General features: G+C 72.4%; 7 protein-coding genes. All 7 read right to left on the reverse strand.

What is annotated here, in order from left to right:
• Nucleotides 1-47 precede the first annotated feature (47 nt).
• The 7 genes from AC1D2H_RS26895 to AC1D2H_RS26925 all read right to left on the reverse strand — a co-directional run bounded on the left by AC1D2H_RS26895 (nt 48) and on the right by AC1D2H_RS26925 (nt 12,960).
• Nucleotides 48-4,676: a hypothetical protein gene (locus AC1D2H_RS26895; protein WP_478012991.1), complete on the reverse strand. Its 4,629-nt coding sequence runs from the start codon at nt 4,674-4,676 to the stop codon at nt 48-50.
• Between the two features lie 16 nt (nt 4,677-4,692).
• On the reverse strand, nt 4,693-6,573 hold the full coding sequence (locus AC1D2H_RS26900; protein WP_478012992.1) for a hypothetical protein: 1,881 nt from the start codon (nt 6,571-6,573) through the stop codon (nt 4,693-4,695).
• A gap of 13 nt (nt 6,574-6,586) precedes the next feature.
• Nucleotides 6,587-7,501 carry a hypothetical protein gene (locus AC1D2H_RS26905; protein WP_477934333.1) on the reverse strand — a complete coding sequence of 305 codons (915 nt, stop codon included), beginning with the start codon at nt 7,499-7,501 and terminating at the stop codon, nt 6,587-6,589.
• Nucleotides 7,498-7,725, reverse strand: a complete 228-nt coding sequence (locus tag AC1D2H_RS26910) for a hypothetical protein (RefSeq protein ID WP_478012993.1) — start codon at nt 7,723-7,725, stop codon at nt 7,498-7,500. Before AC1D2H_RS26910 ends, AC1D2H_RS26905 begins: the two co-directional genes overlap by 4 nt.
• Complete coding sequence (locus AC1D2H_RS26915) at nt 7,722-8,033, reverse strand: hypothetical protein (RefSeq protein WP_477934329.1); 312 nt, start codon at nt 8,031-8,033, stop codon at nt 7,722-7,724. Before AC1D2H_RS26915 ends, AC1D2H_RS26910 begins: the two co-directional genes overlap by 4 nt.
• 20 nt (nt 8,034-8,053) lie before the next feature.
• Nucleotides 8,054-10,603, reverse strand: coding sequence for a phage tail protein (locus AC1D2H_RS26920; RefSeq protein WP_478012994.1), 2,550 nt, complete (start codon nt 10,601-10,603; stop codon nt 8,054-8,056).
• A gap of 83 nt (nt 10,604-10,686) precedes the next feature.
• On the reverse strand, nt 10,687-12,960 hold the full coding sequence (locus AC1D2H_RS26925; RefSeq protein WP_478012995.1) for a putative baseplate assembly protein: 2,274 nt from the start codon (nt 12,958-12,960) through the stop codon (nt 10,687-10,689).
• Nucleotide 12,961 lies beyond the last annotated feature (1 nt).

Genomic DNA, 12,961 nt, shown 5'->3' on the forward strand with positions numbered 1-12,961 from the left:
CTCAGCCGCAGGCGTTGGACGGTGACTTCGGCGGTTGCCATGGTCGATCAGCCCAGCAGGAAATTCACGGTGGACCGCGCACTCGGCGTGAAGCCGGCCTGCACGGTCTGGGTCACGCTGACATGCGCGATGCCGCCGACGATGTCGGCCACCACGGCGTGCGCCGCGATGCGGTTGACGCCGAGGGAGGCGCTGAGCACCGGGTCCATCAGCTGCACCTTCATGCCGACACGCAGACGGTCGGGCAGGGAAGGCTGCACTTCGAAGCGCACGCCGGGATGGATGGGAATCGGCCGCACCAGCCGGCCGGTCAGCAGCTGGCCCGCCGGGCTGTGGCTGGCGGCCAGCAGGCAGACGCGCACCAGGGCCGCCATCAGCGCCACGGCGCGCGGCTGGTTCGCGTCGACACGGCGGCGCAGCCAGGACGCCAGGTCGCGGATGTCCTCGCGGTCGTCGCGCTCCAGCTCGCCGAAATGCGGCAGCGTCGACAGGTCGCCCAGGTCGCCCACGCTGTCGAACTGGCTGAAGCGCTCGGCCCAATCGAGGCGGATGCCGGCGCGCACCGTCGACAGGCGGGCATGCAGGCAGGTCGCGACCTGGGCGATGCGGGCGATCTCCTCGGTCATGCGCCGGTTCAGCAGATTGCGTTCGGCATTGGCGGCCGCCAGGTCGGCCAGCGATGCGCTCCGTGCGATGAGGTCGATCTTGCCCACCAGGCCGAGACTGGCCGAAGACAGGGCAACGGCGGCAAAGGGCAGGGCTTCGCTGCGGGCCAGGTTGACGCTCTCGGCCTGGGCGCGCACGGCGTTGAAGGCGATCTGCTGGCTGGCGCCGCCGGCCAGGCCGTTGAGCAGGGTCAGGGCGCTGACGTTGGTGGCGGTGATGGCGCTGGCCGTCAGCGGCAGGGCCGTGAGCACGCGGTCGGCGACGAAATGGGTGTCGAGCAGGCTCAGGTGGGCGCGCAGGGCCGGGAACCAGTCGACCGGGGCCTGGCGCACGATGCCGATCATGGCGGCCACGTCGCCGGGTGGGTCGTCGTGCTCGGCCAGGCAGGCGGGCACGGCGTCGGGCTCCAGGGCCGAATCGAGCAGGCGCGACGGCAGGGCTGTCGTGCGGCTGCCGATGCGGGCCCGCGCGAAGGCGAGGAATTTCACGTGCTCGGCAATGATGGCGTCGCGCGTGGCGTTCAGCGCGGCGGCGCGCTGCTGGTCCTCGGCGAGCAGGGCGCGGGCGGTGGCCACGTCCTGGCGCGACTCGGCCAGCTCGCGCTCCACCAGAGCCAGGCGCGAGGCGAGGCCGCCGAGGCTGGCGTCGATGGCCGCCAGCGATTTCTGGCAGCGCGCCAGCGCGTCGCGGTATTTGCGCACGATGCCCTCAGCGGCGCGCAGCACGGCGATGGTGTGGTCCGACAGGTCCACGCCGCCGAGGAAGTAGGCCGATTCGTCGCGGGCCTTGTCCTCGGGGTCGGGGTCGAAGCTGATGTCGGCAAAGCGCAGCCTGAGGGCGCTGAGCTTGATCGGCGCGGCGCGCAAGGGTTGGCCGCCGGGGTCGAACTCCTTGAGCACGCCGCCAATGGTCTGCTTCTCGGCGATGCCCGGCACCTCCAGTTCATCCAGGTCCAAGCCCAGCGCCGCGAGCTTGCTGATGACTTCGAGCCGCGTGGCGACGGTGAAGTCCTTGGCCTCGATGGCCCGCGGCCGTTCCAGCCGCGAGGCGATGGAGGTGGTGCGGATCTCGGCCTTGCCCGTCAGCGCCGAGGCGTCGGTGACCTTGGTGCTGGGCGGCGGCGCCGCGGGCACGGGGGCCAGCGGGATCAGGCCGCCCAGGTTGATGCGCGGGTCGAGGTTGAACTGGCTACCGATGACGCTGCCCAGGTTGCCGGCGTTGATGACGCTGCCGACACCCGACGCCGCCGGCGTCAGGCCCGCGATCGGTCCGAAGTTTGAAATCGGCGCGCCTATGGTGCCGATGTTGCGGATGGGCGCGGGCGCAGGCGCCATGAAGCCGCCGACGCTGGCGCCTATGCCCACATTGCTGCTGACGTTCAGCGCCGTCCTTTCCACCGCCGCGGCGGCGGCCCTGCCGACGGCCCGCCCCGGCACGGCACCGCCGGTACGCGTGCGGATGGGGAAGGTCGGTGGCTTGGTCGCGCCGTCCGGGCGCGTCAGCTGGGCCTCGCTCTTGACCGTGCCATAGAAGTCGGAAAGCTGCTCGCGCGTGGCGCTGGCGTTGTCGAGGTCGGCGATCTGCGTCAGTGCGGGCGAAACGGCGAAGCGGCTGGCCTGGGACTGCTTGAGCACCGTCTGGCGCAGGCGGTACATGTCGGTCTGCACGCGCAGATAGCCCAGGTTGACGGCATCGTCCGCCTCGTCGATGCGGATGGACAGGTCGGCGACCGTCTGGCGCAGGCCATTGGCCTGGATCAGCGCCGCCAGCGTCTGGAAGCCGCGCTTGGCCGCGTCGGCCTCGGTGGGGTTGAGCTTGCTGTCGTCGCCGGTGATGGGCGCGAGCTTGCGGCCGGCGATCAGCGGGTCGGCCAGCAGGGCGGCCAGCTCGGTGGACTCGCGTGCGCCGTTGGCGTCGGCGCTGGTGTCGTAGGCGCTCTCGAAGGCCGTGTCGGCATCCCCGGCGGCGACGAAGTCCCAGGACTCGCCTTCGCCGCGCAGCGTGCCGGAGTCCAGCGTCTTCTGGTCGAGCCAGACGGCCTCGGCGCCGTTGCGCAGCACGCCGACAGGGCCGAACAGGGCCTGGCCGTCGTAGAGGGTGAAGGCCACGCCGCCGACGGCGCTGTCCTCCAGCGCCAGCGCGGCGGCCGGTATTTCCAGCCGGTGCCAGCGACCCGGTGTGGGCACGACAGGCGGTGTGTCGGTGGATTGCTGCAGGCGCGAAGGCGTGCCGTCCTGGCCCCAGCCGATCAGGTTCTCGCCCCAGTAGGCGCGGTGCTCCCAGCTGCCGGCGATCTGCCATTGCAGCATCAGCGTGCGCGGCGGGAACTCGCGGTCCAGCTGCACCCAGGCGAACAGCACGTCGCCCTTTTGCACGGCCAGGGTCTCGGCGGCGTGATCCAGGAAATGCTGGTGCAGGCCGCGCACATTCGCCGAACGGTGCAGCAGGCCGGCCGGCGCGGGCTGCAGCGGTGCCAGGCGTTCCTCCTCGAGGCGCAAGGGATCGTCCTGCGGGTCGGGCACGGTGTCGGTGTTGTCGGGGCCTTCGGCGGCCATCGTCAGCGCCTCGCGCTGCAGGCGCTGGCGCTGGCGGCGGCGCAGCCAGTCGGCGCGGTCGTCGACATGGCGCTCGATGGCATCGGCGATCTTGTGATCGGCGTCGGCCACTTCGGTCAGCAGCAGCTTGGGGTCGAAGACGGTCTGCGGTACGGGCACGTAGACGCAGAGGCTGTCGCGCACGGCCAGGTCGATGGGGGCGAGGCCGGCGGCGGCTTCCAGCACCAGGTCCAGTTGCTCGAGGGGCACAGGCAAGGCGGCCACGTCCAGCGTCGACGGGAAGAAGACCTGGCGCGCCGCGCGCGCGTTGACGGCGTCGCGCGGCAGCAGGCCCGCCGGCGGCAGTGTCAGCATCTGGTCGCCCAGGGCCACGGTGTCGGCACCTGCGGCGGCGGCCTCGGTGAGGTGTTCGGTGAACTGGTCGATGCGAGCCTGCCAGAGGAAGCGCGTGCCGGCGCCGAGATGGGCATTGGCCTCGGCGCGCGGCCGGCCACCCAGGCGCGCGACGGCGGCGCGGTCGGCGAACAGCGGCTGCCAGACGGTGTTGACGGCCACCAGGGCCAGTGGCACGCCGCTGGCATGCCAGGGCATGCTCTGGCTGTTGCCGAGCTGGGCTTCGCGGGCGAAGACGGCATGGGCCAGCGCATTGCGCCAGGTATTGCCCGGCGCGGGCAGGGGCAGCCATTCGTCGGGCCAGACGTAGAAGACAGGGCGGGCGGCGTCCTGGCGCACCTGGTCCTCGAAGGCCTCGGCATCGAGGTCGCGTTCGCATTGGTCGAAGGGGTCGGCCCCCTGCACGACACGGTGCTCGATGGGTTCCAGCACGACGATGCCGACCCGGGGCAGGGGCCGGCCCAGGGTCAGCAGCGTGCGCAGGCTGCGGCCGGTGGCGCGGGCGAAGAGCACGCTGCCGTCGGCGTCCGCCGGCATGGCGGGTGCCGGGTCGGCGTCGGACAGCAGCCAGCGTGGCGCGACAACGGGCAGGTCCAGCAGGTCGAAGGAGAAGGCTGCAGGAGCGATGACCTCCTCGCCGCCGGCGCTCAGGGCCATGCCGGGCTCGATGGTGACGCGGCGCGCGGTGGCCAGCTCCAGGCCAGCAGCAGGCGGCGGTGCGGCCGCGGTGTCAATCGCCGCGATGGCGTCGTCATCGAAGGCCAGGGCCAGGCCCTCGACCACGCCGGCACTCAGCGCGCGGTTGAGCAGGGCGATGCGGCGGGCGCGCTGGTTCTGCTCGGCTTCCAGCAGCGGCGCCGTCAGCGCGCGGCCGGCGAAGGCGTTCATGCGCCGCTCGCCATCGGCTGCGGTGCGGCTGGACAGGCGCGGCTGCACGGCCACGGCCACTTCGCCGCTGCCCAGCGCCAGGCGCTGACTCCGCGCGGTGCCGGCCGGCGGCGTGACGTTCAGCGCGACGATGCGCGAGCCGTCCAGGGCGGGGGTGCTGCGATCGCTGGCCATGGTGATTAGCTCCGGTTCAACGCGGCTTGGCAGGCGTGAAACGCGCCGCCAGCACCTTGTCGAGGTTGGCCTTGCCGCGCGCTGGCACCTTGATATCGGCCGACAGGCGCTCGGCCTCCTGGCCATTGCTGCGGGCCAGCGTGCGGCCCATGTCGAGCAGTTGCTCGCTGCCGGCGAGCTTGTGCAGGGCTTCCTTGTCTTTGAGCAGGTCGGGGCGCTGCGCGGCCAGTCTGGCCAGTCCATTGGCCACGCCGGGTGTGTTCAAGGCCGTGGCGACATCGGCCACGGCGGCCTCGTCCAGGGTCTTGTGCGCTTCCAACTGGGCCAGCGCGGCATGCGCCAGCAGCGGTTCGGAGAATTTGGCGGCCGACAGCAGCTTCACCGCCTCGGCCCGCGCAAGGGAGTCGGAGCGGGCCAGCAGCTTCTCGACGCGTTCCGTTTCACCCAAGGCCTTGAAGCGCTCGCGGATGATGTTGTCGGGGTTGGGACCTTCGTTGATGACGGCGACGGCCACGCCCTCCACCTCGGGCCGCAGCGCCACATTGCGCCGCCGCGCATACCAAAGCGTGGTCTGCGCATTGACGAGGCTGGCCCAGGCCGTGTCGACCGGGTCGGTGATGGCCGGCGGCGGGAACAGGCCCGTCTTCACCAGCCGCGTGTTCTCGAGCAGGCGCAGCGATTCGGCCGGCGAGCGCTTGACGGACAGGCGCGTGGCCGGCACGACGAGGGCACGTGTGAGCCGCTGGCGCAGCAGGCGAGCCTGCGCGGCCAGGGCTTCGCGGGGCACGGGGACGAGGATGCTGACGAAAGTGGAGGTCTGCGCTTCGGCGGCGAGTTGCAGGTCGATGGGCGGCAGCGTCAGCGACTCCTCCACCAGCATGGCGATCTCGTCCTGCGGCACCAGCGTCAGCTCGGCGTCGATGCCGGCGGGCAGCCAGCTCTGGCTGAAGTCCGCCGTGTTGACGGCCGCGGCGGGCAGCGGGCCGGCGGCAGGCAGGGCGGAGAAGAACTGGGCCGCGCTGGGCCGGGCGCCCAGCGGCCGCTTCATGACATCGTCGAGCTGCGCCTGGTACTGGGCCAGATGGGCCTCGCGCAGCAGGCGTGGTGCGAAGCCGAAGCCCAGCACGTCGGCATGCGATTGGCCGGCCGTGCGGCGCGCCAGGTGGACGTCGATCCAGCGCACGGTGTCGCCGGTCAGCGCCACCAGGGCCAGGGCCAGGGTCTCGGCCGGCAGGCTGGGGCCGGCCTGCTGCACGAAGACCTCGCGCGCCAGCTCGCCGCGCAAGGCCTCGACACGGTCGCCGGGCGCGTCCGCCACATAGTGCAGCGTCAACGCGCTGGCCTCGACGATGTCGCCCGGTTCGACGGTGCGTTCGGCATCCAGGCCGGTGGGGTAGCTGGAGACCGGGTTGGCGCTGAACTCCAGCGCCCGCAGGCCCAGCACGAAGATGCCGGTGCGGTTGCGCAGCGGCGGCGTGAGCAGCTTCTTCCTGCCGCTGAGCTGCTGGGCCAGCGTCTGCAGCTGGAAGAGCTGGGCCAGGGACACGCGCACCGGCCCGGTCAGGGCGACCAGTTCACCCGCCGTCGTGTAGCCGAAACCGGGACTGACCTGCAGCTCGGTGGCGACGCTGCCCTGGGACACTTCCAGCCCCTCGACCACGCCCGCGCCGAGAGCCCGTGCGAAGCCGGCCTGGCGGGCCAGGAAGTAGGACTGCTCGCGGGTCAGGTCACGCGCGGAGAGGAATTTGCCGTCGAACCAGCGCGGCCGCACCCGGTGCGACTCCTCCACCATCAGATTGGCCTCGCGCAGCGCGCGGGCGGTGTCCACGCTGACGACGGTGCGCTGCGTGCCGCTGGCGGCGCCGAATGAGACCTGGGGGGCTTTCTGGATGGCCATGATGGGTCTCCGATCAGATGCCGAACACCGCGGCCAGCGCATCGGCCGGATAGGCGAAACGGCGGCTGGTGTTGTCGATGTGGGCGGCGTCCAGCGCCGGGAAGACCGGCGTGGGGCGCGTACCTGCGGGCACGGCCGCCGGCGCTTCGACGGTCGGGATCAGCAGCCGTGCGATGAAAAGCGCGGTCGGGTCGGCCAGCGAGTCCGAGCCATCGGCCGCTGCGCCGTGTTCGGGCAGCGGCGGCAGGGCCTCACCGTCGGGGCGGGCCAGGTCGCGGGCGTGCGCATTGGTGGCGTCGTTCCAGCCGTCGAGCAGGGCGTCGCGCAGCGCGTCGGGGCGGGCGGCCGGGGCCAGCGCCCGCACGGCCTGGAAGCGCGAGCGGGGCAGGAAGTCGGTGGCCGGTGCGTCCTTGGCGTCGGGCCGCAGGATCAGCTCGAAGCGGAAGGCGTCGCGCACGCGGTTGGGCACCAGCGCGTCGGTCGCGTCGAAGGCGCCCTGGGCGAAGCTGGGCGTGCGGCCGCGGGCTTGCGGCGTGAAGCGCAGGAACAGGTCGGCCACCACGCCCTGGGCGCCATGGGCGGCGCGCAGCGCGTCGGCGGATTGCGCGACGAACCAGGGCTCCAGCCGCACGCACCAGGCGCGGGGCACTTCGATGAGGCGGCCCAGGCGATCGATGGCGAGACCCGGGCCGACCTTGAGCTCATGCTCGGTGCCGGCCGCGTTGGCGACCGCTTCGGCGCGCAGGCCGATCAGCGTGCCGGCGCCGGCCAGGTAGGCCAGCGCGCGGGCCAGGCGCGAGCGGTGGTAGGTCTGCTCGTCGCGGAAGTCGTCGCTGCCCAGCAGCACGCCGGTGTCGTAGAAGGGACGATCCGGCCGGTCCAGGCGATCGGCGGCTTCCAGGGCATCGACTTCATCGAGGGCGTTCATCGGATCAGTCCTATATCAATGGGCGTCACGGGGCGGACGGGCAGGACCCGACCGGCAGTCACGCTGACATCCAGCGACACCGCCTCGCTCTCCACGCCGCTTTCGTTGACGACGACGAGGCTGAAGCGGTGCTTGCCGGCCGCGAGCTTGTTCTCGACCAGCAGCACCGGCTTCTCCTGCTCCAGCGTCTTGCCGACAGGCAGCACGGCCATGGCGTCGCTCACCGCACGGGGCCGAGATAGGTGTAGCGGTAGCTCTTGATGACGCCGCCGATGTCGAAGGACTTGGAGCCGTTGAGCTCGAAGTTCTTGCCGAGGTCGGCGATCTGCGGGCCGGCCAGCACGGCGGTCGGGCGCTCGCGGTCGGCGACGATGACGTCCACGGTGTCGGGCAGGGACACATTGCCGGAGTCGTCGATGACCTCGAGCTGGAACTTGTGCCGACCGCGGGCCAGCGGGCTGCGCGGGTCGACCTCGACGACGACGGTCGGCTGGTCGGTTTCGAAGGGGACATTGATTTCGAACTTGGCCATGGTGGCACTCCTTGGTAGGTCTACTCGGGATCGGGAAGTCGCGTGAAGCGCCAGCGCGCGATCACGCCGTCGGGCGGGGGTTCGGAGCGGCGGCCGTCGAGCAGCAGATTGCCGCCGGGGCTGGCGATGGCGACGGCGTCCAGATGGGCCTTGGGTGCGCCGTCGAAGGCGACGAGGCCGCTGCTGTCGTCCAGCCGCCAGTCCAGCGCGCCGCCGCCGGTGATACGGTCGCCGCGGCCAACGCCGCTGCGGTTGATGCGCGCCACTTCCAGCGGCACCGGCGCGCGCAGATAGCTGTCCACACCGACCAGGGCCGCGATGCCGACCATGAAGGGCTCGCGGGCGGCCATCACCTTGACGAGGACATGGGCCGGTGCGATCTCTTCGGCGAGGTTGCGCACCATGGCGATCAGGTCTTCGTCCAGCCCCTCGTGAACGAGGATGGTGGCGCGATGGGCGGTGCGCTCGTAGACGCTGGCCACGGTCTCGCGCTCGGCCTCGGAGTCAATCTCCTCGCCGAACAGGGCCAGGAACTCGCGGCGCGCCTGGTCGTCGTCTGCGTCGCCCAGCGTCAGCGTGTCGCCGACGAAGGAATTGCCGGAGACGACGAGGCCGGGCAGCAGCGGGTCGTCGCTGCGCTCCAGGTCTATGCCCAGCAGCGTGGCGAGCGTGCGGCGCAGGCGGAAGTCTTCCAGCACGATGATGCGGCCCAGGCTCACCGCGCCGTCGGTGGCGATGTCCAGCGCCAGGGCCAGGCCACCCCGCGTTCCGCGCAGCCGGCGCAGCAGCGGCGCATTGGCCAGCCAGGCGCGCTTTTGCGCGGTCGGCAGGCGGGACGGGAAGCGCTCGCCGGTCCAGCGGGCCAGCCAGTCCAGTGCATCGGGCGGCGCGCTCGCGGGTGCCGTCAGCACGCGGGCGTCGGCGACCTGGTCTTCCATCGGCGTGAGCACGCTTTCGAACAGGCCGATGAAGCGCTCCAGGAAGTCGTGGCGCGTCGCGTCGCCGCTTGCAGTCCGGTCGAAGACGGGGTCGTCGCGGTAGAGCTCGGGCAGGTAGCGGCGCAGATAGGAGAAGCGGTCGCCCCAGACCCGCACGGCCGCCACCTGCGGCGTGGCGCGGCCGTTGCCGTAGAGCGTCAGGCGCAGTTGCAGGCGGCGGCCGCGCAGTTCGCGCAGCTGCATGCCGGCGCGCTGCACCAGGGCGCCGAACAGGCCGACGCGATTCGCCAGCGGCGCGCAGCCGAGCAGGCTGGCGTGATGGGGCAGTTCGCTCGGGCAGGCCAGCCAGGCGGCGCGCGGTGTGCCGGCTTGCAGGTCGGCCTGCAAGGCGCTGGCGTCGCCGAACCAGTGCGGCCACCAGGCACCGCTGAAACCGTTCTCGTCCGAGGCGCGCAACTCCACCCGCACACCGCAGCCGGGCGGGATGACGGCTTCGACGTAGAGGCGGTGCCAGACCAGGTCGATGGATTGCGTGTCGACCGTGTGGCCTTCGGCCATGCCGCTGGCAGCAAAGCCGCGCCAGGACAGCGGCACGAGGGTGCGGCTGAAGGACGCGTTTTCCGCGGCCCCGGGCACGTCCTGCGGACGCATCAGCGGCAGATGCGGCGGCCAGTCCTGTGAGGCGACAAAGCCGCCAGGCACCGCGTCGGCACTGGGGTAGCGGCGACCCAGGGGCTTCTGCCGGGGCGCTGCGTCCGCCGGATAGACCAGGGCCTCGGCCAGGTCGGACACGCGCAGGGCGACGTCGGCCTCGTCCAGCCAGGCAATGGCGTGGGCGTAGGCAGCGCCCTCGAGGATGGCGCTCTTGCGCGCTTCGCCGTCGATGACGATCAGGTTCAGCTCGCCATCCGGACCCCAGGCGATGACCGCGAGCCGGCCTTGCGGGCTGGCGGCCAGCGCGATGGGGCGCAGGGCGGCATCGAGCAGGGCCTCGGGCAGCAGCTCGAGGCGCGCGTCGTCGGCGTTCTCGGGCTGAGGGCGGAAGGTGCCGGCATCGCGCACCACGTCGCCGCGTTCGGGGAAAGGCGTGCCGGCCAGCACGGCGAGGCGGCGGTTGCCGCGGTCCAGCAGCCAGCGCCCGCCCTGGGCGTCACAGGCGACGGCCTGGGGCGTGAACAGCGGCGGCAGCTCCAGGCGCACCGGCTCGTGGCGGTCGCGCAGGTCGAAGAGTTCGACGCGGTCGGCAAAGGCGAAGACGATGCGGTCATCGGCATCGGGGGCCATCGCTGTGGGCGCACCGGGCGCCGAGGTCGCGTAGCGCGGCACTTCGCCCGGGAAGGCGCCAAAGCCCATCAGCGAGCCGCCCGGGCCCTCGGGTGTGGGCCGCGGGTCCCAGCGGGCGTAGCTGCCGAAGCGGTCGCGCAGCAGCGGCAGCATGGCCAACTCGGTCTCGGCGCTGGTGACGCGCGAAACGCCATCGATCATGGGTGCCACGCCCAGCTCCGAGGCCAGGGACAGCACTTGCTCCACGCCGCCATGCTCGGCGTCGCGCGGCGCGATGGCGCAGCCTTCGGCCAACGCCCAGTCCTCGGGACGGGACCAGAGCCAGAAGCGTTGCGAGTTGGCGTCCATGTCAGTACCGCCCGGCCGCCCGAAGGCACTGACGCGCCCCCTCGGGGGGCAGCGAGCGAAGTGAGCGTGGGGGCTTGTTCATCTCAGCAGAGGTCCACGATGACGGGCACGGCGACGCGGCTGCTGCCGTTGGCGCCGCTGCCGGAGGCCGCATCCGGCCCAACGCGGGTGGCTGGCGCGTTGCCCACTTCCACCAGCACCTGCATCAACTCGGGCAGTTGCCAGGGCGCAAGGGCGACCCGCTGCAGGCCGTTGCCATCCCGGCCGGCGAGGGCCCAGGCGCCGGGGCCACCGGTGAAGAGGTTGACGCCGGCGACCGTCGCCACGCCGGGCACGCGGGCGGCTTCGACTTCCAGCTCACGATCGGCCAAGGCGCGTCCCAGCGGCCAGCCATTGCCGTCGAAACCACCGGGAGCGAGCGGCCACAGCAGGCGCCGGATCACCCCGCGCACCGCCGCCAGCGTCTCCTCGCGCGGCGCGCCGTCGCGCAGGCCCACGGCGACGGAGACGGACAGCGGCACGTACTCGCAGCCGATGACGTTGAGCTCGGTCGCCAGCGGCCGGCGCGGTTCCAGCCAGGCGTGGACGGCCTCGATCAGCGGCCGGTCGGCGCGCGGGTTGGGCGCGGTGCCGACCTCGCCGCTGGTCGTGCCCGGCAGCACCATGACGGCGACGACGCCGGGGATGCCGAAGGCCCGCGTGCGCGGTGCAAAGCGCGGCAGCACCTCGACGCGGGCTATGTCCATGCCCGGCGTCTCGCGGGCCAGACTGGCGTAGTCGTCGGCCGTGACGGCGCGCTCGCGGTGGCGCAGCATGGCGGGGATGCGCTGCTGGGCGGCGTCGACGTCCTCGGCGTCCTCGCCGCCCAGGGTGGCGACCGGCTGCGACAGTTTCAGCGTGTTGACCACCGCGCCGGGCAGGCCGCTGGCGTTGATGCTGTTGGCGACGATGTCCTTCAGCGTGCCGGGTGCGAGATTGCCCGCACGGCCGCCGCCGGAGCGGGCCGACACGATGCGCACGCGCGAGCCCGCCGGCGGCAGACGGCCGCGCATGCCATCGCCCAGGCGCACCTGGCCGGACTCGGCGTCCAGCTCGTAGGCGCGGGCATCGCGGGCCACTTCGGCGCGGTGAGAGACCAGGGCGAGGTCGTCGACGCGCGTCCAGGCCGCGTACTGCATGCCAGGTTCCGCGATCTCGAGCTGCAGGCTGTCGGGCAGCACATTGCGCACCGGCAGGGCAATGACTTCGCCGGGGCGGCCGGAAGTCTGGGCGACGACGAGGCCCTGGCTGGTCACGCCCTGTTCGATCTGCACGGCGTGCAGGCCGGCCCAGCTGAGCAGCAGGCGCTGCACGCCGGCGGCAGGCTTCATGCGCAGCCAGGCGACGAGGCGCTGGGCGCGGTCGGGGTCGTCCAGGCGCGGCGGCTCGTCGTCCACGCCGGAGACGGCGTCGATGCCGCGGGCCGAGTCGCCGACGCCGATCAGCTCGGGGCCGGGCATCAGCACGCGCACGACGCCGGCACGGCGCAGGCCGTCGGTGGTGTCGTTGCCCGAGGGGTCGAGGGTCTGGTAGTCGGTGGCGCGCGCACCGCCGACCGAGATCTCCCAGCTGACGCCGATGCGTTCGCGTTCGCCGACGAGTTCCTGGTCGTCGGGCACGGTCAGCGCCGGCACCAGGCCGATATTGAGCAGGCGCGCGGCACCCGCCGTGTTGCGGGCCAGTTGCTGAGCGCAGCGATCGCGCAGCGTGACCAGCGACTCGCCGCGTGCCGGCTTGGGCGCCAGCAGCGCGATCCACAGGCAGCCGTCGACGCTGTCGGCGACGATGTCCACGCCGGCGTCCACCGCGCCGTCGGCAAACAGCGGCTGGGTCTGGTAGGCGTCCAGCGTGCGGCCGCCGTAGAGGGCGCCGAGCTGGGCCAGGGTGTCGGCCAGCTCGGGGTGGTCGTCGGCCGTGACGCGCTGCTTGAGGTAGACCTCGCCGGTGACGGGCGCGACGCTGATCTCCTGCGCCGTCTCGAAGGGCACCGGGCGGCTGATGGTGGCGCGCTCGCGCAGGTCCAAGGCCTCGCGGGCTTCATCGGGCAGGCGCAGCGTGACCAGGCCGCGGGCCATGCGTGCGGGCTTGAGGCCCATGCCCAGCAGGTTCAGGAAGACGCGGCGCTGCAGCTCGGGCACCTGGTTGGCGCGGTAGAGCAGGGCGTCGCCGAGGAAGGCGAACAGCTCGATCAGCGTGCGGCCGGGGTCGCCCACGCGCGGGTCGGTCCACTCCGGCGTGTGTGCGGGAATGCGGGCCAGCAGGTCGGCGACGAGGTCGTCGGCGCGGCGGTCGTCCAGCAGAGGGATGGGCAGCGGCATC

Source organism: Roseateles sp. P1_C1_2 (assembly GCF_056406535.1).